This is a genomic window from Cellulomonas jepli (genome assembly GCF_047229345.1).
In the GTDB taxonomy this organism is placed as follows: domain Bacteria; phylum Actinomycetota; class Actinomycetes; order Actinomycetales; family Cellulomonadaceae; genus Cellulomonas_A.
Genome location: NZ_JBFTER010000017.1, coordinates 1 through 26,179 on the forward strand (window position 1 = coordinate 1; position 26,179 = coordinate 26,179).

At 68.9% G+C, this 26,179-nt stretch carries 23 protein-coding genes; 12 read left to right on the top strand and 11 right to left on the bottom strand.

Annotated elements, in window-relative coordinates:
* Positions 1–77 precede the first annotated feature (77 nt).
* Positions 78–1,499 (top strand): putative bifunctional diguanylate cyclase/phosphodiesterase, encoded by a 1,422-nt coding sequence (locus AB6N24_RS06130; RefSeq protein WP_412868536.1) that lies wholly within the window; start codon positions 78–80, stop codon positions 1,497–1,499.
* Positions 1,500–1,971: 472 nt separating this feature from the next.
* The gene (locus tag AB6N24_RS06135; RefSeq protein ID WP_412868537.1) at positions 1,972–2,427 is read left to right on the top strand and encodes a hypothetical protein; all 456 of its coding nucleotides are present in this window, start codon (positions 1,972–1,974) and stop codon (positions 2,425–2,427) included.
* Between the two features lie 87 nt (positions 2,428–2,514).
* On the opposite strand, the gene AB6N24_RS06140 is transcribed toward AB6N24_RS06135, so the two are convergent.
* Both AB6N24_RS06140 and AB6N24_RS06145 read right to left on the bottom strand, forming a co-directional pair.
* On the bottom strand, positions 2,515–4,050 hold the full coding sequence (locus AB6N24_RS06140) for a diguanylate cyclase domain-containing protein (protein ID WP_412868538.1): 1,536 nt from the start codon (positions 4,048–4,050) through the stop codon (positions 2,515–2,517).
* 262 nt (positions 4,051–4,312) lie between these two features.
* Positions 4,313–5,419, bottom strand: coding sequence for a diguanylate cyclase domain-containing protein (locus AB6N24_RS06145; protein WP_412868539.1), 1,107 nt, complete (start codon positions 5,417–5,419; stop codon positions 4,313–4,315).
* A 371-nt stretch (positions 5,420–5,790) separates the two neighbouring features.
* Here AB6N24_RS06145 and AB6N24_RS06150 point away from each other — a divergent pair, with 371 nt between their 5' ends.
* Both AB6N24_RS06150 and AB6N24_RS06155 read left to right on the top strand, forming a co-directional pair.
* Entirely contained in the window at positions 5,791–6,528 is a 738-nt protein-coding gene (locus tag AB6N24_RS06150; RefSeq protein WP_412868540.1) for a GAF and ANTAR domain-containing protein, read from the top strand.
* A 146-nt stretch (positions 6,529–6,674) separates the two neighbouring features.
* On the top strand, positions 6,675–7,355 hold the full coding sequence (locus AB6N24_RS06155) for a GAF and ANTAR domain-containing protein (protein WP_412868541.1): 681 nt from the start codon (positions 6,675–6,677) through the stop codon (positions 7,353–7,355).
* A 19-nt stretch (positions 7,356–7,374) separates the two neighbouring features.
* On the opposite strand, the gene AB6N24_RS06160 is transcribed toward AB6N24_RS06155, so the two are convergent.
* The gene (locus AB6N24_RS06160) at positions 7,375–7,638 is read right to left on the bottom strand and encodes an ANTAR domain-containing protein (protein WP_412868542.1); all 264 of its coding nucleotides are present in this window, start codon (positions 7,636–7,638) and stop codon (positions 7,375–7,377) included.
* 588 nt (positions 7,639–8,226) lie between these two features.
* Entirely contained in the window at positions 8,227–8,982 is a 756-nt protein-coding gene (locus AB6N24_RS06165) for a GAF and ANTAR domain-containing protein (protein ID WP_412868543.1), read from the bottom strand.
* 273 nt (positions 8,983–9,255) lie between these two features.
* Here AB6N24_RS06165 and AB6N24_RS06170 point away from each other — a divergent pair, with 273 nt between their 5' ends.
* Positions 9,256–9,903 carry a hypothetical protein gene (locus tag AB6N24_RS06170; RefSeq protein ID WP_412868544.1) on the top strand — a complete coding sequence of 216 codons (648 nt, stop codon included), beginning with the start codon at positions 9,256–9,258 and terminating at the stop codon, positions 9,901–9,903.
* A gap of 311 nt (positions 9,904–10,214) precedes the next feature.
* Positions 10,215–10,763, top strand: coding sequence for a hypothetical protein (locus AB6N24_RS06175; RefSeq protein ID WP_412868545.1), 549 nt, complete (start codon positions 10,215–10,217; stop codon positions 10,761–10,763).
* Positions 10,764–11,359: 596 nt separating this feature from the next.
* Here the strand turns inward: AB6N24_RS06175 and AB6N24_RS06180 are convergent.
* From AB6N24_RS06180 to AB6N24_RS06190, 3 genes are all read right to left on the bottom strand, one after another.
* Positions 11,360–12,052 (bottom strand): GAF and ANTAR domain-containing protein, encoded by a 693-nt coding sequence (locus AB6N24_RS06180; RefSeq protein WP_412868546.1) that lies wholly within the window; start codon positions 12,050–12,052, stop codon positions 11,360–11,362.
* A 357-nt stretch (positions 12,053–12,409) separates the two neighbouring features.
* On the bottom strand, positions 12,410–13,198 hold the full coding sequence (locus tag AB6N24_RS06185; protein WP_412868547.1) for an ANTAR domain-containing protein: 789 nt from the start codon (positions 13,196–13,198) through the stop codon (positions 12,410–12,412).
* Between the two features lie 157 nt (positions 13,199–13,355).
* Positions 13,356–13,829 carry an ATP-binding protein gene (locus tag AB6N24_RS06190; RefSeq protein ID WP_412868548.1) on the bottom strand — a complete coding sequence of 158 codons (474 nt, stop codon included), beginning with the start codon at positions 13,827–13,829 and terminating at the stop codon, positions 13,356–13,358.
* 224 nt (positions 13,830–14,053) lie between these two features.
* Here AB6N24_RS06190 and AB6N24_RS06195 point away from each other — a divergent pair, with 224 nt between their 5' ends.
* The 6 genes from AB6N24_RS06195 to AB6N24_RS06220 all read left to right on the top strand — a co-directional run bounded on the left by AB6N24_RS06195 (position 14,054) and on the right by AB6N24_RS06220 (position 21,461).
* Positions 14,054–14,362 (top strand): STAS domain-containing protein, encoded by a 309-nt coding sequence (locus AB6N24_RS06195; RefSeq protein ID WP_412868549.1) that lies wholly within the window; start codon positions 14,054–14,056, stop codon positions 14,360–14,362.
* 268 nt (positions 14,363–14,630) lie between these two features.
* Positions 14,631–17,237 (top strand): SpoIIE family protein phosphatase, encoded by a 2,607-nt coding sequence (locus tag AB6N24_RS06200; protein WP_412868550.1) that lies wholly within the window; start codon positions 14,631–14,633, stop codon positions 17,235–17,237.
* A gap of 33 nt (positions 17,238–17,270) precedes the next feature.
* Positions 17,271–17,717 (top strand): ATP-binding protein, encoded by a 447-nt coding sequence (locus tag AB6N24_RS06205; protein WP_412868551.1) that lies wholly within the window; start codon positions 17,271–17,273, stop codon positions 17,715–17,717.
* 666 nt (positions 17,718–18,383) lie between these two features.
* A complete protein-coding gene (locus AB6N24_RS06210; RefSeq protein ID WP_412868552.1) occupies positions 18,384–19,919 on the top strand; it encodes a histidine kinase N-terminal 7TM domain-containing diguanylate cyclase in 1,536 nt (511 codons plus the stop codon).
* Between the two features lie 722 nt (positions 19,920–20,641).
* Positions 20,642–21,067 carry a GAF domain-containing protein gene (locus AB6N24_RS06215; protein WP_412868553.1) on the top strand — a complete coding sequence of 142 codons (426 nt, stop codon included), beginning with the start codon at positions 20,642–20,644 and terminating at the stop codon, positions 21,065–21,067.
* 52 nt (positions 21,068–21,119) lie between these two features.
* Positions 21,120–21,461 (top strand): ATP-binding protein, encoded by a 342-nt coding sequence (locus tag AB6N24_RS06220; RefSeq protein ID WP_412868554.1) that lies wholly within the window; start codon positions 21,120–21,122, stop codon positions 21,459–21,461.
* A gap of 173 nt (positions 21,462–21,634) precedes the next feature.
* Here the strand turns inward: AB6N24_RS06220 and AB6N24_RS06225 are convergent, their stop codons facing one another.
* The 4 genes from AB6N24_RS06225 to AB6N24_RS06240 form a co-directional block, all read right to left on the bottom strand.
* Positions 21,635–22,249, bottom strand: coding sequence for an HAD family hydrolase (locus AB6N24_RS06225; protein ID WP_412868555.1), 615 nt, complete (start codon positions 22,247–22,249; stop codon positions 21,635–21,637).
* Positions 22,250–23,349: 1,100 nt separating this feature from the next.
* Entirely contained in the window at positions 23,350–24,828 is a 1,479-nt protein-coding gene (locus AB6N24_RS06230; protein ID WP_412868556.1) for an outer membrane protein assembly factor BamB family protein, read from the bottom strand.
* A 114-nt stretch (positions 24,829–24,942) separates the two neighbouring features.
* Positions 24,943–25,815 carry a hypothetical protein gene (locus AB6N24_RS06235; protein WP_412868557.1) on the bottom strand — a complete coding sequence of 291 codons (873 nt, stop codon included), beginning with the start codon at positions 25,813–25,815 and terminating at the stop codon, positions 24,943–24,945.
* Positions 25,812–26,138: a PadR family transcriptional regulator gene (locus tag AB6N24_RS06240; RefSeq protein WP_412868558.1), complete on the bottom strand. Its 327-nt coding sequence runs from the start codon at positions 26,136–26,138 to the stop codon at positions 25,812–25,814. Before AB6N24_RS06240 ends, AB6N24_RS06235 begins: the two co-directional genes overlap by 4 nt.
* Positions 26,139–26,179: the final 41 nt, after the last annotated feature.

Here is a 26,179-nt window from a genome sequence, read left to right on the forward strand (position 1 = left end):
CTTCTTGGGCACAGCGACATCCTTCCAGCGGGACCTCGTCCCACAGATGGAGTGTCAACCAGCCCTGCAGCAGTCCCTTGCTGCCGCTCGTGGTCGTGCCCGTCGCGTTGTGGTGGGCGGCTGAAGTGAGTCACGCACCGGGACTGCCGACCTGGGTGCTGCTCGTCTCGGCGTCCCTCGTGGCTGGCTTGTGCCTGGTGCGAGCGACCCTGGCGCTGCGCGGTAGCGAGCATCTGGCTGAGCACGACCCTCTCACCGGCCTGGCCAACCGCCGAGGCATCGACCGCGCGTTCACCAACCCGCTACTAGACGGCGGACGCAGCATGCTGCTGATAGACGTTGACGAGTTCAAGCAGGTCAATGACACCTACGGCCACGACACCGGAGACGCGCTGCTGCTCCAGATACGCGATCGCTTGATCGAACCCCGCCCAGGACTCGAGTTGGTGGCTCGTCTTGGCGGGGACGAGTTCGTCATGCTGGCCGCTACACCGCACGCTCACCGGTTGGCTCAGCAGGTACTGCTGTCCATGCAAGAGCCGGTCACTGTCAACCAGCTGGAACTGCGCGTGAGCGCAAGCATCGGCGTCGCCGACGCCACCGACGACATGTCGCTTTCCGACCTGATCACGAACGCGGACGTCGCCATGTACGGGGCCAAGACCAGCGGCCGCAACACCGTGGCCGCGTTCCAACCGGGTATGCGCGAGGAAGTGGCTTCCCGGTTCGTTCTCACCAGCCAGGTACGCCAGCTGCTAGGCGCGCGCTCCCCGGACGTGGGCAAGCTGGAGATCCACTACCAACCGGTCGTGGACTTGATCACCGAGGAACACGTCGCTGCAGAGGCGCTGGTGCGCTGGCGACACCCCGAACACGGCCTCCTCGCCCCCAACGCGTTCCTCAGCTTGGTCTCCACCAGTGGCCTGGACGCGCGCCTTGACCGTGAGGTGCTTCACGCCGTCTTGCGCCAGATCGCGCACTGGCAACGGCAAGGACTGCAACCGCGGCCCATCAGCGTGAACCTGACACCCGACAGCTTGGCCGACCCCTTGCTGGCCGAGCAAGTGCTGACAGCTCTCGACGAGACGGGAGTGGCGCCGGGTGCGCTACGTCTCGAAATCACCGAGCACCAGCGGCTGCCCGACGACAGCCCCGCCGTTGACACCCTGGCTGTTCTGGCCTCTGCCGGTGTCGTCATCTACCTCGACGACTACGGGGTGGGATACACCTCCCTCGACTACCTGAGTCGATACCCGGTCAGCACCCTCAAACTCGACCGGTCGCTGGTCACCGGTGCGGGCACAGGACGGTCCTTGCTCGTGGCTGGTGTGGTGGCGATGGCCGGCACCTTGAACTTGGATCTCCTGGCCGAAGGAGTGGAAACCATTGCCGAACGCGACCATCTCATCGAGATGGGCGTGCGGTACGGGCAGGGGTACCTGTTTTCCCGGCCGGTGCCGGCCGACGAGTACATGCAGCTGGTCACTAGCGCGCTGTAGCCCCCGGCTCTGAACCACCGTTACCACCACGTTCGTGATGACAACGTGCATCGAACATCTCTGCGGTGTGTAGTCAACGACTGCTCATGGACGACCGGCGCCTGCACCTGCTCGACTGATCGCTCCGGTCGTTGCGCGCTGCGGAGACGCGAGCGACTCGACTTGATCGTGCAGGTGCCATGTCGACATGGATGGTCCGAAAGACGCTGCGGTTCCAACCGCAGCGGTAGGGGCGCGACTGCAGCGAGGATGCGGAGGAGTTCCGATGCGCACCGCCTTTCCGCCATTAGTGGAAGCGCAAAGGCGCACGTCGGGAGTGGACATCGCTTGCGACTTGGGACCATCGCCCTGCTACGTGTTGTCGCCGCTGCGGTGAGATCGACTTGTGGACGCAGTCGCGCGAGTGTGGTGGTTTCCGGTCGGTGCGGGCGGGTACGTCTCGCGTCGTACAAGCGCCTGGTGGGAACGGGCGATGGCCGCCCGCGAGGGCAGGGAGCCGCAGTTACTCGTCCATGCCGTGCTCGAAGTAATGACTGGCAAGGTCGTCAGGACCGTCGATATGAGTCCGATATGGGGCAAGGTCGCCGAGCGGCGCGACGTCGTCGTGGCAGTCGGCCCCGTTGGATCGCGAAGCCTCAAGTGGTGTCCGCTGTTCCGCTACGAGGTGCGTGTGGTTCACGGCGTCGGCGGTCTGTCGGCACCCGTGCACGTCAGCGACCGCTTCCTTCTGCCGGGATGTGTGCTTGACGACCTCGCCGAGGTGCCGGCCTACACCTGGGGGCGTGACGATGCTGGGACAGGGGAGATGTGGACGTCCAACTCAGTCGTCGCTTGGCTGCTTGAGCGTTCTGGAGTGTCGACCCTCGAGCCACCTGCCGGTCATCGCGCGCCCGGCTGGGAAGCGGGAGTGCTGATGGCGCGCGGGTAGCTTGGCCGACCAGTTCTCTCACTGCGACGACTCATACGATCAAAAGTTGGACGTCTTCGCCCACATAGCGCGACGGGACGTTGAGTGTCACTCGGCCCACTGCAGTGGGGAGCTTTCTGGTCCACTGACGTCCGAGGCCGTGCCTCGTTGGTGGACGATGTCGCCCGTGGTGAAAATGCGCCGTCGCTTGGCGGCGTACATGCGGGCGTCGGCTGCGGAGAGAACCTCGGACGCGGTGATGTGGGTGCCGGGGCGCAGTACGACCGTGCCGATGCTTGCCTTGGCGATCGTGGCAAGTGGTCCGAGGTCGATCTCGTGCGCCAGCGCGTCCTCGAGGCGCTGCACCGTCTCGGTCTGGAGCCGATCTGGATCCCCGATGAGGACGATGATGAACTCATCGCCGCCGAAGCGCGCGACGAAGTCGTCGCTTCGCACGGCGGCGCGTAGCCGGGATGCGACGTGCGCAAGGAGGCGGTCGCCCACGTGGTGACCGTACTGGTCGTTTACGTTCTTGAAGCCGTCCAGGTCAAGGAAGCAAACAAGCCCGCCCGGCGCCTGGCCGGTGCGGACCGCGTCGACGATTTCGGCAACCTGGCGGTCGACGGCCCGACGGTTGGGCAGCCCGGTGAGCTCGTCGTGCGTTGCCTGGTGAACGAGTTCTTGTTCGGCGCGCGCGTGGAGAAGGGCTAGCTGAGACACCCGGACTAGGACGAGGGGTACGAGCAGCAGCGAGCCGAGGCTCAGGAGCAGGAGGTCGGCACCGCCTCCTGCGAGTTCACGTAGCCCTGCGATCGCGGGATTCACCGCAAGCGCGATTCCGAGGAAGGTCAGGGCGCCGGGACCGAGCCGACGCGCTGGTCGCGGCGCCGGGGTTGCCAGCGACCGCGCTGCCGGATGTACTACCGCCGCACCCGTCGCGGCATACGCGATGATCCACGTCAGGCCCACCCAGTGCGCGCTTGCTCCAGTGGCCGGGTCTACGGCGATGACGTTACCGACGTTGCCGACCAGGGCGCTGCCGCTCGCGAGGAGCAAGTACCCGAGCGTGGCGCGTCCCCGCGGTGCGTCCACCACCGCCCGCAAGACGGCACCGAATGTGCCGCTGACCAACAGCACGATCAACAGCGTGTATCCCCGCTCTGCAACATCCGCGTCGCGCTCAGCGAGTGCCGGGAAGAGGACGAAAGACCACAGAAGGCCAGCGCCGCTGAGCGCCATGATGGACGTGTCGATGACGCGACCACCGTCGACGCGGGCTGTCGGCATGACGACGAAGATGCTGGCGGCGAGAAGAAGGAGATATCCCAGCGGGACGGTGACCGCGGGGATGATGCCAGTCGCGTGGGTCGCTCCGCCGATGCCTACTTGCACCAACCACGCGATGTTGTCGACCGTGAGCAGCATGAGTGCGGCACTCGCACACCACCACGGTTGCGGACGGGGCGGCCTACGAGCGACAAGCGTGAGCACAACCGCCGCGCCCGGCACCAAAGTCGATTCGAGGAAGACGACGCTGCGCGCCGCGCCGTCGGTGAGCCCGTAGGCCACGGAGATGCCCGTCGCGGTCACCAAGAACGCCGAGTGTGCAGCAAGACTGGCGCGCTCGGACCGGTCGTGGCTCACGGGTGATCCATCGGCATGGTGGCCGGTACGGCTCAGTCTCGACCGGGTGAAAGCGGTGCTTTCGGCCAGCGTTGCCGCGGTCGGCAAGTCCGGGAGCTCGCGCGGCTCATCATCAGTGGTCACCCGATCGGGTCTCCGGCGCCGCACCGCTGCCTAGGAACGAGGAGCTCGGTGGACCAGGGTGTCTGCGGGCCTAAGCGGAGCGCTTGCGTTGGACTTCGCCACGCCCGTGGGCGCGGTACTACCTGCAACGCTCGACGAGTTACCCGTCTGGCCCGTCAAGAGGCGGGGACGGGGTAGTGGCCCGGTCGATGGTGTCGTGAATGACCGTGGTGCTGCCGCCCCGAGCTTTCGCTTCGTACATCGCGGCGTCGGCAACATGTAGCAGGTCGTCGGCCGACGTGCCGCCTGCCGCTGGGGTGATGGTGATTCCGGCGCTGATGGTGACAGGCGTCGCCGAGAGCCCCGTGAGGGGAGGGTCAAGGGCAGCGTGCAGCCGTTTTGCGATGGCGTCGACGATCGGGCGGGCTTCCTCAGGGTTGCGAGGGAGCTGTTCGATGAGCAGTACGAACTCGTCGCCGGCGATGCGTGCGAGGGTGTCGCACGCCCGTACGGTCGCAGCCAGTCGGTGCGCGGTCTCGCTGAGGACGCCATCGCCGGTGGCGTGGCCATAGGTGTCGTTGATGATCTTGAATCGGTCGACGTCGATGAACGCGACGGCGATCGGGCCGCCCGTGCGGCGAGCCGCGGCCAAGGCGTGCTCGATGCGGTCGAACAGCAGCCTGCGATTGGGCAGACCGGTGAGCGGGTCGTGCAGAGATCGATGCTCGACCTCGAGGCGGTCGGAGCGCGCTTGGTCTCGATCGAAAGCCATGACGAGATAGGAGACGGCGACATCCGCGAGCATGCGCCCGGCGCGGATCTCATCGACGGTCCACGGCCCGTGCTCGTGCCGGTACAAGTCCAACGTTCCCCACACTCGTCCGCGACTGCGCAGCGGGATGGCGATGACGGCGCCTAGCGCCTGCCGCACGGCTGCGGGCGCAAAGCCGCTCCAGACGCGCTGCATCCCGGCGAGGTCGTCGATCACGACGATCTCGCCGGAGTCGATCGCGTCCCGGCACGGGCCTTCCTGCAAGGATTCCTGTAGTTCCTCCGCTGCGTTGACGGGTCCCACGGCGTCGACGAATCGCGCACGCGGCCGGTGCCCTTGATCGTCGGGCACGCCCATGACTCCAACGCCATCGACGGGCACAACCTGGGACGCCACCCGGCACAACTGCCGGAGCATCTCATCAGCATCGAAGTCCGCCGTGGCGAGCGACGCGAGACGCGCTACGGCTTCGACGAGCATCCGGTCGTCGACCATGGCGCCCCCGGGACCTGCACATCACGCACGGTGTCTGGCCCGGAAATGGCTGGCCCGGTCTCGTAAAACGTTACGCCCACCCGATGCCACGGGCATCCGCGGCGCTTCGGCCCTGACGGACGGTTCAGACCGCTTCGGGTCGTTGCTCGATGGGCGAGATGCGAACGCCCGCTTCAGCGCGAGGAGCCAGACCAGGCGACAGGTGAGGAGGCGCCGAGCGTGACGGTTGCCGTAGCGCGCCCAAGGATTAGGGATCCACGTCCGCATCGGACCAGCGGGCTTCATACCGAACTAGGACGTACAGCCTTCGCCCACGCAAGCGGTGCCATGCGAAGATGAGAGCGTCGATGGCATGTCGACGTGGCTGACTGATGCAGCTGCGCGTCACCGGTGTACGGGTGGCCGACCGCCACCGGGAAGGCCCGGCCGGCGTGACCGAGCTCTCGCCGTACCTGCACGAGCTCGTCGTGCAGGCCGCGGCCCACTTCGGGGATCACACGCAGGCGAGCATCACCTTCGCCCATCACGGTGCGCTTGTGCGTCCGGCGAGCAGCGACGACCGCTCGGCACGCTGCGACCAGGTCGAGGCCCGCACTGGTGCGGGGCCCTGCATTCAGGCGATGGGCCAGCTGCACGCCGTGCTGGTTCCGCGTGTCCTGGACGCGACCTGGGTTGAGTGGCGCGCGCAGGCGACGGTCGAGGGATTCGTCTCGGCTCTCGCGATGCCCGCCCGCGTCGCCCCGGGCCTCGACGTGGCGCTGAACCTGTACTCCCGGGTCACCGACCCGTGGGACGCCCAGGCCCTCGCCGACGCCGACACCCACGCCCAGGGCATCGCCGACGCGATCCGCGCCCGACTGGACAGCCCGACGCAGCTCATGGACATCGCCCTGCGCGAGGCACTGAGCACGCGCGCGGTGATCGAGCAGGCCGTCGGGGTTCTCATGCACGCCAACGCCTGCACCCCGGACGAAGCGATGGCGAGCCTGCTGGAGATGAGCACCGGTACCGACCTCGACGTCGAGCAGGTCGCCCGGTTCGTCCTGCGCACTCTCGACGTCACCACCTACCTGCCTGAGCCCCCGTCACCGCACCCGTCGAGCGACTGAGCCGGCACCGGAAAGCGGGTCGCGCTGCGCTGGGTGTGCCCGAACGGCACGATGGAACAAGGACCCGGTCAAGCCCATGCCGAGCTCCTGTGTCGGGCGGACCGTCCGCATGGAGCAGCCGCGACCGCGATCGTCGTAGGAGAGTCATGGAGCCCATACCGCAGACGTCCGAAGTGCTGCGTGAGCTGCGCACCACCGGTGGACCCGACCTCGAGGCGATGCTGCGTGACATGGCCGAGCGCGTCTCGCGCGTCGTGCCGTCGTGCACCGGCATGAGCCTGAGCGTCGCCGACGCCGGCCTGACGTTCACCCTCGTGTCCACCTCGGAGCAGACCTCGGCCCTGGACGGTGTGCAGTACGCGACGAGCGGACCGTGCGTCCAGACCGCGCTCGAGGGGATCGAGCTCACCGTGCAGGACGTTCTCAATGAGGACCGCTGGCAGCGGTTCGCCGCCGCTGCGGCCGCCGAGAACGTCCGCAGCAGCCTGTCCCTTCCGCTGCTCGTCGGCGGCTGGCACGGGTCGATCAACCTCTACGCCGCTGACCCCCGTGCCTTCACCGGTGACCTCGAGGAGCTGCGCGCGATCGTCGGGCCCGGCATCGACGTCGCCGTGACCAACGCCGACCTGCCATTCCGCACCCGCACCTACGCAACCGACGCGCCTCGGTCTCTGGGCGACCTGGACCTGATCGAGCAGGCCGTCGGGATGCTCATGGCCCAGGAAGGGCTCGACCCCGACCGGGCGCGCCAACATCTCCAGGACGCTGCCGAGCGCGCCGGTATCGACCAGCTGACCCTGGCCCGCACGCTCATCAGCGCGCTCTGACCAGTACGTAAAGTTAGTTTTAGTGGCGTGGAGTGAATGGTGCCTCGGGTGCGGCGCGATGGCCGGTCAGTCGTTCGACGATGTCAGCGGCGATGTCCCGGACGGCGATGTTGCGGTTGCTCGATGCGCTGCGCAGGATCGCCATCGCCTCATCGTGACCGCACCGGTTCTGGCCCATGATGACCCCGATGGCCTGGTCGATCGCGGGCCGGGTCGCCAGCGCCGACCACAGGTCGTCGCTGGTACGGGTCTGGGCATCCAGGGCCTGGCACAGCTCGCCCACGTGGACGGCCAGGACCAGGTGTTCGGGGCCACGGCGACACGCTGAGGGCCCCAGCGGGCGGGTCGGTCACCGTACGCGGCTAGCGCGAGGGACCAACCGTTGCCGCTCGCTGTGGCGAGCACGGCTACGGAGCAGAAGCTCGCGTTCATGACGGCGTTCTGCCACCCCTGCCAGCGGACGTCGGCGGCGACGTCCTCGACGAGCACCGGCTCCAGAGTGGTCAGGGCGTGCAGGCGCGGACCTTCCGCATGAAGGTCCTGGGCCGCGGCGCAGGCGTCGAGGCGTGGATCCGTGCATGCGGCTGACAGATCGGTGCCGTCGACCCGGACCGTGATCTGCACCTGCGTGCCGCTGCCGATCGCGTGGGCGGCGGTGCTGGCCAGGGAGGCGAGCAGGTGGTCGTGGCGTGGATCCCACGGTAGACCCGCCGGCGCCTTCTGAGTGGTGCGTGCGGTGATGCGAGTCATGCTGGGCCCCCCGACCGAGCCGGCGCCCGACCGCAGCGCGTCCCGGCAAGGACGGCATCGTCGGTGCTGACGTATGTCCAATAATGCACCCAGGAGCAATCCGGGCAGAAACGGACGGCGGTCAGGTGCGTTCACCTTCGCTTCGGGAACCCATCGTGACGATCGGCGCGGTGGGAGCGGCGCCAGTAACGCGAGTGATCAAGGCCGTAGCGATGTCGCGGACCTTGATGTTGCGGTGCTGGGAGGCGCTACACAGGATGCGGAACGCCTCTTCCGCGGTGCACCGGTTCTCGCTCATGATCACGCCCATCGCCTGGTCGATCACTGCCCGAGAGGCCAAGCTGGCGCGGAGATCTTCGATCGTGTGCGCTTGGTTGGCTGACCGGAGGGCAAGGGTCAGCGTCCTGGCAAGTTCCTCGGTGTACATCTCGGCTCGCAGCAGCGCGTTGGCATCCCAGGCGTCGACGTCAGTGGAGTACAGGTTGAGTGCAAACTCCACACCGCCGGGAACCTTTCGCGACAAGGCGACCGCTGAGCGGAAACCCGCAGCACGAGCGGCTTCGCACCACGCGGGCCAGCGCACCTCAGCGGCGATGTCGGACACGAGGACCCGGCGGCTCTCCTCGATCGAGGACAGGCACGGTCCCTCGCCTGCGCCGTACTCCACTTCATCGCACGCCGCGGCGCGCGGGTTGCTGCTGGCCACGCCGGCGACTACGCCGCGACGCTTCAACGTGACAGCGGCATGCGTGCCACCGGTCACGTGCCGCTCCGCTGCGCGAACGACGCCCTCGGCGAACTCCGCGATGTCCGCCGTCGAGAGCACCAGCTCGTGAAGATCCAGGACGGTGCGTGCGCGCGCTGATGTCAGGTCCATCAGGACCACCCCCCCGGCTGGACACTGCGGACAGCAAGCATCTCCCGCGCACCGACCGGACACAACGATTCGGCGCACCGTGTCCACGAGTCGAACATCAAGCCGTTGAGTGCTGGCGAGATCGTGCCGATACACGAGAAGGCACTCGCTCGACGGTGGGGCGCCGTGAGGTCTTGCGGCGCAACTCTGGCGTGGCCACAACCTTCGAACACCGCTGTATCGACAGATGTGCTTCGGCTCAGTCGATGTAGCAAGAACTAGGAGCAAGTACTCGTGAATCGACGCACTACCGTCGTAACCCTGGCCGTCGCCATGCTGGCTCTGACGGCCTGCTCCGCTGCCGAGGACGACGCGTTGCCCGTCAGCACTCCGTCGGTGACGCAGGAGGCTGAGCCGACTTCCACACCGACTCCGACACCCGCCCCCGAGTCGGAACGCGGGTCGCGCGCGAATCCGCTCGCCCCCGGAGAGGCCCGACTCGTCGGCGCCGACAGCGCCTTCACGGTCTCTGGTGGTGTGACGACGTTCGACGCCTGGCCAGCCGTCCAAGCCGAGAATGAGTTCAACGAGCCGCCCGTTGAAGGTCGGCAGTTCGTGATGTTCCCCCTCACAGTCGCTGTCGACTGGCCGACGATTCAGAAGCAGGCCGATGAAGGGCTCGCCGAGATCGACGCGGGCATCAACCCCATGTGGTCGTTGACCGTCAAGTACGTCGGGAGCGACGGCACGTCCTACGGCTCGGGCCCGGACGACTACTGCGGCGTTGTGCCCGACGACTGGTCGAGCACGCAGGCCGTCTTCGACTCGGCGACCGTAGCGGGAAACTTCTGCGTCTCCGTTCCCAGCGCCGTCGCACAGGGTGGGACATGGGTCGTGACCAACGTGGCCAACGACGCAGTCTTCATCGCGGCTACCGCGTAACCCTGGCCGCAGGCGCACGTCGTCGCGACGGCGGGTTACACGCGCGGCCTCGAGACGCCGCGGTGATCCGCTGTGGAAGACCGCACGGCCGCTCGCTGATGAGCGGCGGCCGTGCGGTCTGCCGCGAGGGGGTCTGCAGGTGTCGCGCGCCGAAGCGTGTCCCAAGTCGTCCGCCTGCATCACGCAGCATGCGCACGCGTCGTCCAGTCCGATCGACGCGGCGGAGCGTGGCTCGCGTGCGGCTCGGAGGACCGTTTCAACGGGACCCGCATGGTGCGCCACGTGTCAGACCCGGACGCCAAACTTTCCCCATGAACCTTCTGGACTCGTTCGCCGACGCGATCCCCACGTTCACCGGCGGCATCATCGCCTGGGCGGCAACCACCTTCGCCTACCGCAGCAAGGAGCGCACATCCCGTCGCCGGGAGGCAGCTGATGCGATCGTGCTGCGCCTGGATGAACTGATGCGACTGGTGCGAAAGTGGGACCGTGATGCGGGCGGAGCCCGATGGTTGGAGGTAACAGAGGCGGCACTCAACGCGATAGAGGCTGAGACCCATCGCCTTCCAATGTCGTGGAGGCACCTGCGCCGAAGCGTCCGCGCCGCGATCGGAGAAGCCACAGGAACGATGGCGTTCGCGGATCGCCTTGTGCATGACTCCAATACCGCCGTGCCAGCGCCGTGCCCGATATGGTCAACCAACGCCGAAGAGTACTTCTGCTACGCGCTCGCCCGGCTTCGTTCTTGGCGCGACGCAGACCCGATCACCGCTCGTCGCGTCCAGCCCCTGCACGACTTCGATGTATGGCTGCGCGAACGCAACTCCACGCCCGGTCTTCGTGAACTCGTCCGCGGTTAGCGCACACGCTTCGTGGTGCTAGCAGACGAAGGAGCCGGCAGCCTGCGGTCGGTGTACGCAACGGCCGCTGCAGCGAGCAAGAGGGGTGCTGGCGTGCCGTCGGCAGCCCAATGTCGAGCCGGCCCAGCTGCTTGCTCGATGTGCGCACCGGCGAGGACTGGTTCAGATGTGGGAGGTCGCGAAGCGACGCACGACGACGTCATCGCCCGCGCGCGGGCGGGCGTCGGGACCAGGCCGTCTCGTGATGCTCACCTCGATCTGCTGGCGTAGCCCGCGTCGTGCACAGCGTCACCCGGTGGGGCGACTAGTTCTGTTGGGCGAGACCGGCAGCCTCGTGCGGCTCCGGCTCGGCAACAAACCCATGGCGCGGGAGAGTCGTCGGGCGTCGGCTGCGCAAGCGCTACGTCGAGCGGACCGGCACATCTGCGGACGCAGGCACCTGCGGTCGCGGGGCCTTCAGGCGGTGGTGCTCTCCGCGCTTCGATGCACAGGGTTGGTGTGCAGCTCGGGGTCGCGGGGGTGTCCGCGCTGAGGTTCAGCCTGCGGGTGAGGTCCCGCTGCTCGCCCCGTGCGCCGGGGCCTCGCCGCCTCGGCTGTCAGCGTTCGGAGCTGAGCAGTGTGTGGGCGGTGGTGAGGGGGTCGGTGCCGGAGCGGTCGGCGGCGTCGTGGAGTCGTCGTCGGGCCTGGTCGGCGTTGATGCGGTGGGTGCCCATGAGGTAGCCGACGGCCTGCTCGATGAGGTCGCGCTCGGCGAGCACGCGAGGTCCTTGGTGTGCTTGATCGCGGCTGTGGAAGGACAGGTCGGCGTTGCGTACGGCGTGCGCGACGCCGTCGCCCAGCAGGGCCCGCAACTCGGGCTCATGACCGGCGAACGCGCGGGGGTCGGCCGCGTACAGGTTGATAGCGCCGGTCACTTCGCCGTGGAGCATCAGCGGCAGGGAAAGCGAGCTGCGGACGTGCGCGGCCGCGGCGGAAAGGGCGAACTGCTGCCAGCGGTCCTCGTCGAGCACGTCGTCGACGGTGAACTGACCCTGGACGCGTGCGGCATCCACGCACGGACCGCTCGAGGCGTACTGCGCGGCGTCGAGCGCGGCAGCGACCGCCGAGGATGCCGCGAGGGTGAACGTCAGCCCTTCGTCCAGGATGGTGATGCTCACCCCGACGCACGAGGGAATGACGGCGCCCACCTGGTCGGCCAGTTCGCGAAGACGCCGGTCAAGGTCGAGGTCGGCGTCGCTGGTCTGGGCGAGGTGCTGCAGGACTGCCGCGGTCGAGGGGACAGGCTCCATGGGTGGTCCTTGGTGCTCGTGGTGCGACCGTAGCCACTAGACGGTCTGTCAAGACTGACCCACGCGATGCGGCTACGCATCTGCACGCTGGCTGGCCCGCGAAGGGCCTCGCCGTATTCGGCTCTCCACTGCAAGCGATGCACGACGACGAGATCAGGCGCGCGAGTCCCGGGCGCGTCATCCTCGTCTGGCGTGCGCGGCAAACGGAAAGGGCTGCTGGATTGAGTAAGGGCTCCGCTGATGCAGGAGAGGAAGTGGGGCGGGGCGAGAGCAGCGGGTCCTGGCGCAACGTCTCGGCCGGGTCGGTCATCGGCCCTCGGTAGAAGCAGCCTCATCTACGCGAACCGGGCTCTGGTCTCAGACGGCGTGCGCCGCGTCCGGTGTGGTGGTTCGCCGGGTGCGGTCCGCGGGAGCGGTGCCGCGGGGGTAGAACGGTGCGGGAGGCACGGGGGCAACGTGGGTGACGCCGGTGATGAGGTCAGCGGCGAGCTCACGGACTTTCATGTTTCGGTTCTGGGAAGCCCGGCGTAAGAACTTGAACGCTTCGGGGGCGGAGCATCTGTTCTGGGCCATGATCACGCCCATCGCCTGGTCGATCACCGCACGGGACGCGATTGCGGTCTTCAGGTCCTCGTTGGCCTGCTCGACGTCGGCCAGGCGCTGCGCCACGCGCAGCGCACCATGGAGGTCGGTAAGGCACATCTCGGCGAGTCGCAGCGTCGCCGCATCGCCGACGTCCGGTGACAGGCCGTACAGCGTCAGGGCGAGCCGCGCACAGTCTCCGACGGGTCCGGGAAGCACGGCCACCGACATGAACCCCGCGGCGCGGGCCGCCCGCGACCATGCATCCCACCGGGGGTCGAGGGTGAGGTCGCCGACGATGATCGGCGCACCGGCGCGGGCTGCTGCCTCGGCCGGTGTGTCGTCGGCCATCGGGGCGACCGTCTCCGGGTCCGCTGCCCGTGGGCGGCTTGTGAGGGTGGCGCGCTCGGGGTGGTGCACCGTGATCTCGACGTGGCATCCGCCAGGCACGTATCGCGCGGCCACCTCGGCTGCGCCGTCGATGAAGTCCTGGACGCCTGTCGTCGACAGAGCGAGGTCCTGCAGCTCGAGGATCGTCTCGACGCGATCGACGGACCGGTCCATGCGGACCTCCCTCTTCGACTGGACAACGGTGAGCCGCCAGCATCTCGCGCACCGCGACCGGCTGCACCCGCCCACCAGCTTCGGCCGTGCCCTGTTCTCAACATGCCGCCGTTGCCCGGTTCCTACCGTCACCGCGAACCCTCGGGTCTGGTCGCCGTCAAGCGCCGATCTCAGCCCAGACCACCTTGACGTTGTCGCTGCGGTACCACCCGACGTCCAGTGACAGGCGTCGTGCGATCTGCAGCCCGAAGCCACCTTTACCTGGTGCGCGGCCTCCGGCGATGCGGGGCTCGCGGCTCAGGTCATGGTCGGCCACGGTGAGTAGGAGCAGGGCGTCGTGCTGAAAGAGTTCGATGAACGTGGGCGGGCGTCCGTGGCGCATCGCGTTCGTTGCAAGCTCGGAGGCGACGAGCACGAGGTGGTGTGTCACACCGTCGAGGAGCCGGTCGTCGCGCGCTCGGGCGCGCACGTTGATTTCCTGGCGCAGACCGTCACGCAGGGCATGCAGCTCAGCGAGGGAGTCCAGCTCCCATCGACGCACCGGCGCGAAGTGCGGCGGCGGACGGGAGGATCGCAGCCCAGCATCGTGCTCGGTGTCTTCGTCTGAGCTGGCGGTCGAGGGTGGGGTCACCGGCTCGACCGTAGGGGAGGGGGCCGGTGTCCGCCTGGCGGCGCCTTCGCTGCTCGGAAGCGGCCCAGTTTCGGGTGGTGCCCGGTGTCCGGGCCGTAGAGTGCGGACGTACGCGATGGGGCCCGTGTCGCCGAGGCTCGCGCGTCTGCCGGGCGCTGCGGGACAAGAACGTGTCGTTGGCTGGCCCTCGAGAGGCGGCGCAGGTCGTGAGCGGTGGCGATCTCATGCGGGATGACGAGGCTCCAATCGGCATGGTCCAGGTGGCTGTGGGTCCCGATGCAGTGCTTGTCACGTTGACCGGCGAGATCGACACCGAGCTCGCCGAGGATCTCGACGATGCCGCCCGGATGGTGCGCGAACTCGGCTTGCCGGTGATGGTCGACGCGCTCGGCGTGACGTTTATCGACTCCAACGGCGCACGGTTCATGTCCCGCTGCTTCATCTACGGGCCCCTGACCGTCGCGGCGTCACCGGCGGCCCGGTTCCTGCTCTTGGTCCTCGGGATGGACGAAGTCCTCACCGGCTCGCACTAGGTGGCGCCAGCCGCGGGCTGGATGTTCTGCCCCGGCAGTTGCGGTTTCTGCTGGCGACCGCGCGACAGCCCGTGTCTTCGGCGGCTGACTTCCTCGATTGCGGCGCCGTCGCACGGCGCAACGACTGATAATCGTCTTGTCGGGTAGTACACGGCTTTGCATGCGGAGGGCGTGCGTGCGGGTGCCCGGCAGCGCATCGACCTGCGATCCGAACCGGAAAGCCGGATGCTGGGCGGGCCGCACGCGGCCTCGGTGAAGGGAAAGACGTATGACGAACCCGGCAGGCGGTTCGAAGGATGTGGCGGCGGCGCGTGCGCTGGCCGCGGACGGTGACCGGACCGCTGCTGCGTACCGGCTGCTGCGGGCCGGTCACACCGAGGCTTCGCTGCAGTCCCTCACCGTGCTGGCAACTCAGTTGTTGGGCGTCCAGTCGGCGGAGATCTCACTGCTGACCGACGAGCGGGTCATCGTCGCGGCGGTGGACGCCGTGCCGGGCCCCGCCGGGACCCGCACCGCACTGGAGAGCTCACTGTGCGCCCGGGTGGCGGCCGCCGGAGAGCGGCTAGTTGTTCATGACGCTGCTCATGACACTCGGGTTGCCGGCGCCGCGGGACTGGCGTCGGGGCAGATCGGTGCCTATCTCGGGGTGCCGTTGCTCAGCGACGACCGGCGGGTGGTGGGGGCGATGTGCGCGTACGACCCGCAGGTGCGCGCGTGGTCGGAGCACGACGCGCACACCCTGGAGCACCTGGCCGCCGCCGCGGTCGCCCAGCTGGAGATCACCGCGCTGCACGCCGAGTTCGCCGCCGCGGACCGCGGCGAGCTGCTCGCGGCCGCTACGCAGGCGGCCGGGATCGGTACGTTCCAGTGGGATTTGCGCACGGGGGCGCTGCGGTGGGACGCGGCTCTGCTGGAGGTGTTCGGGTACGACGAAGAGTCTTTCGGCGGAACCATCCGGGCCTTCAACGCCCGCGTCCACCCGGACGACCTGACGCAGGTCACTGCGGCGCTCAACGCGGCGATCGCTGCGTGTGGGGTGTACGAGGCGGAGTTCCGGGTGCAGCGCCCCGACGGGGCGGTGCGCTGGCTGGTGGCGCGGGGGCAGGCGCTGCCCGGCCCGTACGGGACGGCGCAGGAGATCATCGGCGTGACCACCGACGTCACGGCGCTGCGCGAGGGTGAGCAGCGCGTCCACCAGGTGCTCGAGGACATGACCGTCGCGTACTTCCACCTCGACGAGGTGTGGCGGTTCACCTACGTCAACGCCGAGGCCGAGCGCGTCCTGGGCAGCACCCGCGACCGCCTCATCGGGGGGGACCTGTGGGAGCTGTTCCCGGCAGCGGTCGGCACCGTCTTCGAAGAGAGCTACCGGGCCGTGGCCCAGACCGGTGAGCCGGTCGTGTTCGACGCGTACTACCCGGCGCCGCTCGACGCCTGGTACGAGGTGCGGGCAGTCCCCGAGCGCGGCGGGGTCGCGGCGTACTTCACCGACATCACCGACCGGCACCGGGCTCTGGCGGTCGCCGAGCGCGCGCGGGCCCGGTCCGCGCTCCTGGCCGACGTCGCCACGAACCTCGCTGAAGTCCTCGACCCCACGGCGGCATTGGAGGCAGTGCTCCCGCACCTGGTCCCGCAGCTCGGGGACTTCGCGATCGTCAGCCTGCTCGAGGAGGGCCACGGACCATGGCGCCAACGCCTGCGTGACGTCGCCGCCCTGCACGCCGACCCCGCCCTGCAAGCCGTGCTCGAGAACTACCTGCGCGCACGGCTCCCCGCACTGAGCGAGACATCCCCGATCGCGCGCGCCCTGACCAGCGGCCGCCCCATCACACTGACCAGCCCTTCCGAGCACGCCGGCATCGTCGGCCCCGGACCCGCACGGGAACTACTCGACCAGCTCGCCCCGCACGCGAGCCTGGCCCTGCCACTACGCGGGCGCGGGCACACCCGGGGACTGCTCACCCTCTACCGAGGAACAGGACGCGGGGCGTTCACTGACGGCGAACTCACAACCATGCGGGAGGTCGTCGCGCAGGTCGGCCTGGCCCTGGACAACGCGCACCTGCACGCCACACGGCGCCACCTGGCCGAGGAGCTGCAGCGCAGCCTGCTGACGGCGCTGCCCGAGCCGGACCACCTGCACCTGGCCGCCCGGTACGTGCCGGCCGCGACCGGCGCGCAGATCGGCGGGGACTGGTACGACGCGTTCGTCGTCCGCGACGGCAGCACCTGCCTGGTGATCGGCGACGTCGCCGGCCACGACCTGCGCGCCGCCGTCACCATGGCCCAGGTCCGCAACGTCCTGCGCGGCGGCGCCCACGCCGTCGTGCAGCCACCCGCGCACATCCTGTCCTCCCTCGACTGGGCCATGCACGACCTCGCAGTCGGATCGTTCAGCACCGCGATCCTGGCCAAGATCGAGCAGACCCCCGAGCAGGCCGAGGCGGGCCTGCGGATGCTGCGATGGTCCAACGCCGGGCACCTGCCCCCGGTGCTGCTGCACCCCGACGGACACGCCGAGCTGCTCGAACGCCCAGCCGACCTTTTGCTCGGGATCCGTGCCCACACCCAGCGGCACGACCACACCCACGAGCTGCCACCGGAGTCGACCGTCCTGCTCTACACCGACGGGCTCGTCGAGCGCCGCGGCGAACCCCTCAGACACGGACTGGAGCGACTGCGACAGCACATCGAGAGCCTCGCCGACCTCCCACTCGACGACCTGTGCGACCGCCTGATCCAGGACCTGGCAGCAAATACCGAGGACGACGTCGCGCTCCTCGCAGTGCGCGCCCACCGCGAGGACCGGGCCCGCCCCGCCTCAGCCGGCCCTCGGCGCACGTCGCGCGAGGCGGCGCAGCAGGAGCAGTTATGACCCCCCGTCCTCACGCGCCCGCAGGAGCGACGCGTGGCTGATCGACGCTCAGTCCACGACCACGGCATGCCCGCGGGCCCGCCGACCGGCACCTACCGCGCGATCCAGCGGTGGGTGCTTGACACCCCCGCCGAGCTCACCGCCCTCCGCCACGGCGTGGTGGACGCCGTCACGGGCCACGCCGGGTCCGCACCTGCCCCAGCCCGGCTCTGCGACGCGATCGCGCTGGTGGTCTCCGAGCTCGCCACCAACGCCCTGCGGCACGCTGGCCCGCCCGCTGTCGTCGAGCTGCGCACCGACGCGACGTCCTACCTGCTCGACGTCGCCGACAACGCCACCGGCACCGGTCCCGTTCTCGCGGGAATCAGAGGCGCAGGCGACGGTGGCTTTGGCTTGCTGATCGCCCGCCAGCTCGCGCAGGAGATCGGGTGGTACGCCGGGGCATCGACCAAGCATGTGTGGGCCCGCTTCGCCGCCTGAACATCTGCCCCTCTACTCAAGCGGTTCCGCCTCACGGTCGAGAAGGCGCGCTTGAGCCAGACCTCAGCGCTGGCTGGCGTGCCTTCCGTACCCGCGGGCAAGCTCGAAGGTGATCCAAACCGCCCTGGCCGCGGTGCAGGGGTCGACCCCCGACGTCAGTTACAACGTGGAGGCCGCGTCCGGAGGTGAGTAACGGGCGCGGATCTCACGGGCAAGGAGCTCGATTACAAGGCTTTCGTCGGGCGTGGCCCAGCGGCAGGCGGCGTTGCTGGAGACGCGCCGGCGCGCGTGTGTAGCGAGTCCGGGCCCGGCCTGCGCCCCGAGGTCAAGGCCGAAGCCGTCCGGTTAGCTTGGCTGCGGTGCCAAGCCAACCGGCACGGTGAGCTGCGCCCGGAGAACCGGCTCACAGAAGTCGAGATCGGCGGGACGCGAACGTGCTCCCGGCGGCCCGCGGGCGCATGGGCGTGCCTGACCGTACGACGGCGTGCGGGGCGCCCTCCGGTGCGAGTCAGCATGTCTACGTCGATGAGCGCTTCGAGCATGAGTCTCCCTGGACCAAGACGAACGCGTTCATCGCCCTCAAACCGACGTCGCCGTCTCCAAAAGCCGTCCTCGTGAGCGGTCACATTCTCGGGGCGACAGTCGATACGGGGGGAGGAGGTGTTCGTGCCCACGCCAGTCGAGGTCTTGTCGCTGATCGCGGCTGCTGTGGCGACCGTCACGGCAGTGCGCGTGCTGAGTCGGCGCCGCACATCGCCGCTCGCGGTCCCACTGGTACTCATGCTGGTCGGCGCGTCTGAGTGGGCCGTCGCTCGAGGGCTGCTGCACGTCGCAGAATCGTCGGTCGCTGCGACCGTCACTCTGCACTACGCGGTCTTCCCCGGGGCGGCTGTCGTCGTCGGCGCCGCCTTCTGGTACTTCGTCGTGCTCTCGGGGCGCAGCCTGACGCGGCGAGTCGCGCTGCTCCTGCTCGTGCATCCGGCGCTGCTCGCAGTGGTGCTCACGACCAACCCGTGGCACCACGCCTTCCTCCGAATCGACACCACGGGTGACACCGTCGTCATCGGGCTCGGGCCGCTGTACTGGGTGCACACGGCGTACAGCTACACACTGCTGGTCGTCGGCATCGCCCTTGCGCTACGCGCACTACCCCGCGCGGTCCCAGGACACCGACACGTCTACATCGTTGCCGCCCTCGCCGCGACCATTCCCGCCATCGGCAACGTGCTCACCACGGTCATCGCCACGCGGTCGGAGAACCTGCACCTCACTCCAGTGTTCTTCCTCATCAGTGCGGCAATCTGGGGGTGGGTCGAACGGTTCCGGGAACAGAGCCGCGGCGTGCCAGTCACGACGCGTCAGGTGCTCGACGCGCTGACCGACGCCGTGGTCGTTCTCGATCCGTGCGGCCGGCTCCTCGATGTCAACGGTGCCGCGCGGGCGCTGCTCCGAGATCCGGAGGGTTCCCTACCCGACGACAATGCGCTCGAGGCGACATGGCGCGACCGCCTAGCTCCCGAGCTCGGCAACGCACTTTCGCACGGTGGTACGAGCATCCTGACGATGCCGTCCGGCAGGGTGCTCGACGTCCGCGTCACGCAGATCGCCGACCTGCGCGGCACGCCCGTCGGTTCAGTCGTGGCGCTGCGCGACGTCACCGAGATCGAGCGCCTGCGTACCGAGCTCGCGCACCAGGCGACGCGGGACGCGCTCACCGGGCTGCACAACCGCCGCGCGTTCGAGCAGCATCTCGCACAGTCGGCGGCGGCGGCACGCGAGAACGGAGCTCACCTGAGCGTCGCCCTGCTCGACCTCGACCACTTCAAGGCCGTCAACGACTCCCACGGGCACGCCGCCGGAGACCGGGTGCTTGTAGCGGTGGCGAAGGCCCTTACCGAATCGGCATGGCCCGGCGAGTTAGTCGCGCGGATTGGTGGCGAAGAGCTCGCACTGCTGCTTCCAGGGGTCACCGGACGCGATGCGGCCCGACGCGCAGACGAGGCCCGCTCCCAGTGCGCGCGCACCGCTGTCCCCGTTCGTGACGGCGAGATTCGGGTCACTGTCAGCGCGGGTGTGGCCGCACTGGCCCCGGACCAGACCGTCGATGACCTGCTCCGCGCCGCTGACGACGCGCTGTATGCCGCCAAGGCGCAAGGCCGCGATCGAGTTGAGCAGGCGGCAGGACTCAGCGCGTGGCGCTGAGTTCCTCCGGGCACGCCTTCGGCGCTGCGTGCGTTCAACGTGCTGTGGCCTCCTGGAAGCCGCCGAGATCTTCGTCGCACTCCCGGGTAGACGCGCCGCCGTTCGACGGGTGATGCCGCTTCGGCGAAGGCGCGCCTCATCCCGCCGAAGCGCGCGGATGAGGTGGCTCTCGGTGTCGCGGCTGGGTTGAAGGACTTGTACGCGGCGACGGGGGCCATCGAAATCGAGCGGGTGTACCTTCCGCACACGCCTTTCGCGCTGCTGCGGGTGCACGTCGGGTCAAGGACGTACAGCGTCGAGATCCGGCAGGACGGGTACGCGACCACACTGGGACGGACGCTCTCCCGCCCGAGCGTCGCCGCGTCCCGCGCTGCGAGGAGGAGTGCTAAACGCGCAGCACCAGGGCCGCTGAAGTGACGTTCGTGCTGGTGCGGATGATGGTGACATGGCCGGCGGCCAGAACAGGGCCTTTGCTGGCGGCAGCGTGTGAGTAGCGGTGGTGGGCATCTCCTCGAGCGCTGCCATGACCACTTCTCGGGTGGCCTTCGCCCGTGCTCCGGGCCCCTCCCCGATGCATGCACCCGCTGCGCGGCCTGAGCCGTGTACACCCGCGTTGATCGGCGTACGTGATATTGGTCTCGGCCGAAGCGGTGGGCGGGGGGTGCGTGCGAGGCTGGTGGAGCCCGTGACGGTGGAGGTAGGGGAGCACCATGTCAGAGGCTGTGCATCACTACTTGGACGACTTTGCCTCGGGGGCCGCGGCCCGGCTGGGCATGGACACGCACTGCAGCATCATCGTGATGCGTGCGGGGTCGCTGGAGTACGTGGGCAGCAGCGATGAGCGCGCAGAGCGGTGTGATGCGGTGGAGGTCGCTGAGGGGGTCGGGCCGTGCGTAACGGCGATGCAGCAGCTGAGCGGTGTGCTGATTCCCGACCTTCGGTTCGAGACGCGTTGGCGCAAGTGGCGGGAGGTGTCCATCGCGGCGGGGTTTCGCTCGGCGGCCGGGCTCCCGGCATACGTCGACGAGGAGACCACGGTCGCCCTGGACCTGTATTCCGACGCACTCGACCCCTGGACGCGGGAGATGCTGGTCGGGATGGACGCTTACGTCCAGGAGATCGCCGGGGCGGTGCGAAAACGCTTGTGAGTACAGCAGCGGAGATGTTGAGGTCGGTGTCGTTGGGGAGCGGGGCGGATTGATGTACATGCTGGTTGCGGGTAGCCGTGAAGCGGTTTCGCAGGCGCGACGGTGGGCTACCGATGTCGCGTTTCGAACCGGCCTGGACGCCGAGCTCGCGTCCGTCGTGGAGTTGCTGACCGGTGAGTTGGTCGCCGACGCCGTCCTTTTCGGGGACGGCGACATCGGCGTTCACGCCAACCGTCTCGACGGGCAGTTCATCGTCTCCGTCACCGATGCAAGCAACGACCTGCCCGGTGCGCGCGCGGGCCGTGTGGTCCAGCGCCTGGCCAACCAGTGGGGAGCGGACCGCAACTACCCGACCGGCAAGACGGTCTGGGCCAGCATCAGCACCGACGAGTAACGACCCCGGCACGCCTGCAGCGTTTCAGTGTCCGTCGAGGTGCTGCACGACAAGCGACGGCGGAGTTCACGCCCGGACGAGTAGTTACGGTTCGGGTTCTATCCACGCGGCCACGAGAGTCGGCCTCGCGCGTGTCACGCGGTTGCCGTACCGCAATGAGCGGAGCGCCCTCCTCACGTCTCGAGCAGAGCCAGCGCGCCCATGGGTTCGGTTAGCCGAGCGTCGGCGGGTTCCTCCGCCCGGTACAGGTGGCCCCAGGTCGCCGCTGCGCCGCGTGCGCCGGCGGATCGTGCTGCCCGCAAGTCCGTCGGCGCATCACCGATGTACACGACGTCAGCGACATCAACGCCAAGCCGGGACGCTGCGGCCAAGATGCCGTCTGGTGCGGGCTTCGGCCGCGCCACGTGGTCTCCACCGATTAAGACGTCGTACTCGATGCTGGCCGAGGCGAGCAGCGTGCGCGCCGCGCGGCTGCTGGCCCCCGTGAAGATGGTGACCGGCAGATCGCGCGCTCGTAGTGCCACGAGGGTCTCGAGCACACCGGCATAAGCCGTTACGGAGCTGGCGTGCAGCCGGTCGTAGTAGGCGTCGACCTCGCCGTTCTTGAGTGGTCGCCCGACGAGGTGCTCAAGCATCACCTCTGGGACCCCGAGGGAGTAGGCCGCAACGACTTTCTCCCGGTCGACGTCGGCGACCCCGAGATCTTGCACCGTCGCGACGAACGCGTCAGGCACCACCAACGTGGAGTCGAGCAGGGTGCCATCCATATCCCAGACCAGGTGCGCCATGCGAAGTAGCCTAGGACTGGTTCTGACGATCATGAGGGACCGAAGAGCGGTTCACCGGGGGCCGTCCGCCTCGACTCGCCGAGCGACGCGGCGCCTGTACGAGGGACCTACGGTGACGCGTCCGAGACATGTGTTCCGGGACGCCGGTCACGGGTGACGCTCACACGAACGTTCGAGCACATGTACGTCGCGCGTCGCGTCGCGCTGAGGAACTGAGCATCAGTGGTCGATGGGATTGAGGAAGATCCTGGCGTGGGGCGGCGAGAGTGATGCCTCGGCACTAGGCGCCGAGGCGGGGTTTGCGTCGCTCCTCGTCCGGGCTGACGCAGGGGCAGCGATGAGGACGACCACGGCGAGCTCGCTGTCGTCGAACTAAGCGAGGGGTGCGCTCGGGCAGGCGGTGGCTGGTGACCGGAGTTCCGCCAGGTGCGCCGGCGGCGGCGAGCACGGTGGCGAGATCACCAAGGCGCGGGGGTCGCGGAGTCGACCGCGAGCCACTCAGTGGCGCCGACGGTGGTTCCGGGTGCAGGGGGGCGTGTGACCGTCCCCCAGCAGCGCCAGAGGCGGGCCGGTGGGGGTGAGGACGGCGCCGACGGCGGGGCAGGACGGCACGTGCTCTGCGATGAGTGCTGCGCGTGACTGCAGGAAGGCGCCGAATGCAGGTAGCCGACGGCGGCGGACACGGGACGGGGTCATGAGATGAAGGCATCACCAGTCGATCCTCGTTACACGACGATGGAGTCGCATCAGCCCGCGTATCGGGTCGATTTTTGGGACGGCAACACCGCGTCGGAATGGCGGCTGGAGGACGCGCGCGACGCCCACGAGGTATGGGCTTGGGTTGAGCAGTACGCCGAGGGGCGGGACCCTGTCGTGTACGTCGAGCTGGCCGTCGGTGCCACCGTCGCGTTGGCTCGTCTCAGCGGAAGCGACCCAACGCGGACTCACTAGGACGGCCCAGCCCGCGCGGCAACTTCCGTGCGCGCCGGGTGCAGTCGCTGACATAGGCAGTGAGCCGTACTTGGGCGGCGCGCGAGCGAAGCAGCGGCACGCCCAAGCGCCAGACGGGCTGGGAAAGACGAAACGAGCCGTAGGCCGGGTCACGGCGCTAAGAGGACGGTCCGCTTCGAGCCGGAAAGGAGTACGCGGCCGTCGCTCAGTGGCTGCAGGCCGCCCCAGTCGACGGGGGAGGGGATGCGCCAGATCTGCACGCCGGTTTCGACGTTTCGCGCGACCAAGGATGTGTGCCCGTCCACCCGTGCCAGGACGAGGACGGTGCGGCCGTCGGTCACGAGTCCGCCGCCTCCGTCAGGCTCACGGTCATCGTGTTCCCAGACCGTCTCGCCCGTGCGGACGTCGACCGCCGCGACCCGGTCCTTCTCGCGCAGGAGGACGCGCCCGGAGAGGACGACCGGACTGGCCCATCGGGGGGTCGGGGAACGCCACAGATCCTCGCCCGTGCGTGCGTCGACTGCCATGATCCCTGCACCGCCCGAGGGTTGGACGAGCATCGTGTGCGGGGCGGTGCCGTCGTCGACGAGCGGCTCGAACGCGTGCCCGGTGGTCGTGAAGCGCCGTGTGCCGTCGGCGTCCGTCACGGTCAGCTCGACGCCCGTGCCGTCGATGACGGAGGAGACCGCGGTCCCGCCGTCCGGCAGGGTGAAGCGGTCGAGCTCCATCCCCGCGTGGGCTTCACTCTGGCGGTCGATCGCTTCGCCTGTCCGAGAGTCGAGCGTCACCGAGACATCGCCGGCCTCCCAGGTCATGGTCTCGGCGTCCGACGCGAAGCTCGCACCGGCCACGCGGCCAACGCGCGGGCCCTTGTACTCCCAGACCAGCTCACCGGTAAGTAACGACCACCGGCTACCGACGAGACGATCCTGTGCGTCTACACCCACTGCGACGACGCTGTCCTCGATCTGCGTCGGGTGGCCCGACCCCGGAAGGACGACCCGCCGAAGAATGGCACCAGACGCGGGGTCGAGAACGCTGACCTCGGACTGCGGGCCCAAAGCGGAGGCTCCGCCGGACCCGGTGACGACGGTTGGAAAGCTCACGCCCTCGAACGGAACGGAGTCGACGCAGGCCAGGACCGCGGACCCCGGCTCGAGCACGTCCACCGGCCCCTGCCACCAGCCCGCGCGGGTACCCCCGTCGCGGCGCACGAACCAGCATCCGAACGAGCCGCCGGGGCTGCGTTCCCAGCGGGTAGTGCCGTCGTCCAGGCCGACACCGAGCACCCCCTCACCTTCCGGGCCGTACAGCACCAGGACGTCACCGATGATGCCGATCACACCCTCGCCCGGAGCCTCCCAGACGTCAGTCACCGGCGCTGCGAGTGATCCTGTGAGACCTTCGGTGCGTTCGAGCCGGTTCGTCTGGGCTCGCTCGGCCCGCCACTCGACGAGGCCGCTCGCGACGAGCATGAGCACCGCGGCGCCCGCCACGACGATCCAGGCGCGGCGCGGGACGCGGCTCACCAGCTCCCGCCAGTCGGCACGGCGCTCGACCCCCGGCGCCGCGGTGCCCGCGACCTCGACAAGCTCGACATCGACCTGTCCCCGCCCCGGCGTACGCACGATCGCGAGGCTACAGCCGTCGCCCCGACTCACCGATTAGCTGCCTAGTTGCAACGTCTGCTATCGGTGGGTCCGAGTGATTGTTCAGATGCGCGTCTACGAGTTCTCCGGCGCTCAGCGGCTCAGATCGAGCTGTCGACGCAGAGTTGATCGGCGGTGGTATGCGAGAAGCGCAACGCCGGTTGTGGCCAACGCGAGGGCGAGGGCGAGCATGGTGAACCCACCCCCGGTCCAGCCGCCGAAGTCGCGGCTCAGCGCGATCGCCAGCAGGGCGCTGAGGAGCAGCACCGCCACGACGCTGACGCCGACACCGAGGCGATGCATCGGCAGACGACTGAAGGTGGCGGGCAGGGTTCCGGGCTCGTGCGGTGCCTCGAGGAAGAGGTGGACGCCCAGACCGCCCAACAGGATCGCGACGGGCAGGGCGATCGCGAGCGTGAGCGTCGTCGTGGCTGATGAGGGCAGGAGGGCTGCCGGCCAGCCGACCAGCTCAGGGGCTGAGGCGAGCGCCACCGTGACGCGTTCGAGCAGGGGACTGCTCAGAGCCGCCAGGATCGCCAGCCAAGCGACGGGCACCAAAGGTGCGTGGCGGGCGACGAGCGCGGATGCGGTGCCGCCGGCGACGGCGGCCAAGACAACAGCGGTCGCCACCACAGGAACCAGCCCACCGGAGCCCAGGCTGACACCCCAGGGCCAACCCACCATCGTGGCGATCGCGAGGACCGTCCCGGAGGCGTAGACGGCGAGCGTGACAAGTGCTCCGGCGACGAGCGAGATGACGACAGCGCGGGGGTGGGCTGTCATCCCGCGGATGATCAGCTGCGTCGAGGTGCGAGCCGCCTCAGCGTGGTACCAGACCGAGGCGCGCAGCGGGCCGTGCTCTTCGCGGTGGTGCGCTTCCGCCTCGGCGAGGTCACCGAGGACCTCGTCCCGGGCGGCGGGGGAGGGCAGCAGCCCGACGAGCGTGAGCTGGGTCAGAAACCTCACGGGGTCACCTCCGTGATGCCGAAGCCCCACGTGCGCGCCGCCGCGGTCCGCGCCCGCGCCATCGCCTGCTGCCCGAGGGCTGTGATCAGGTACTCCCGCCGGGAACGACCGCCCCGGACAGCTACCGGTTCGCTCGCGACCGACGCCACGAGGCCCTTGGCCTCCAGCCGGGCAAGCGTCGTGTAGATCGCCCCGATCGAGTACTCCCGGCCACGCTCCACGCTCACGGCCCTGCGTACCGACAGCCCGTACGCCGGTCCGTCGTCCGGCGCCGAGACAGCGCGCAGCACTGACGCTTCCAACCCACCCAGCAGCTCACCCATGTGCTCTACTATGTAGAACAAATAATCTGGCGTCAACGCTC